Annotated in this window: 1 protein-coding gene and 1 pseudogene; both read left to right on the top strand. The window is 48.8% G+C overall.

Going from position 1 to position 566, the window contains the following annotated elements; genetic code table 11:
• Nucleotides 1-202 (top strand): tail fiber assembly protein (locus tag BHE85_RS18070; RefSeq protein ID WP_146627460.1); only part of this gene is annotated, 202 nt, incomplete at its 5' end.
• A 23-nt stretch (nucleotides 203-225) separates the two neighbouring features.
• Nucleotides 226-486: pseudogene (locus BHE85_RS18075) on the top strand (prophage tail fiber N-terminal domain-containing protein); the annotation flags it as partial.
• Nucleotides 487-566 lie beyond the last annotated feature (80 nt).

Raw genomic sequence — 566 nt, forward strand, 5'->3', positions numbered from 1 at the left:
CCTTCTGGCTCAGGTCAGTGCCCGGACAGGGGAATGGGAAGAAGACCTGCTGCTGGGGCTAATCAGCGACGAAGACCGGGAAAAACTGAAAGCGTACCGCATTTACGCGAAATCGCTGCAGGCGATGGATTTCAGTGTCATCACTGATAAAACCTCATACAACGCCATTGAATGGCCCGCCTCTCCGGAAATTTCTTCCTGATTTAATTTATCGCGAGAAAAACTATGTCTGTAGTGATATCAGGTGCGCTGACTGATGGCGCAGGTATCCCCATGTCCGGATACCATATTATTCTGAAATCCCGGGTAAACACCCCGGAAGTGGTGATGCACACTGTTGCTGATGTGATGACAGGAAACGATGGTGAATACTGTTTCCATGCGCGGACTGGAAAATATGGTGTGTATCTGAAACCGGGCTGGCACAACGAGTACAACGTTGGCGACATTGCTGTATATGAGGACTCAATGAGGTGTACTGGCAATAGCGGACACTACCATTTGTTCTTTTTTTAAGCAGCCATCTGATGATATTTTTCCCTGAAGGCTGCCGGGGAGATATTCCC

This window comes from Shigella sp. FC1567, from assembly GCF_001743015.1.
In the GTDB taxonomy this organism is placed as follows: Bacteria; Pseudomonadota; Gammaproteobacteria; order Enterobacterales; family Enterobacteriaceae; genus Escherichia; species Escherichia coli.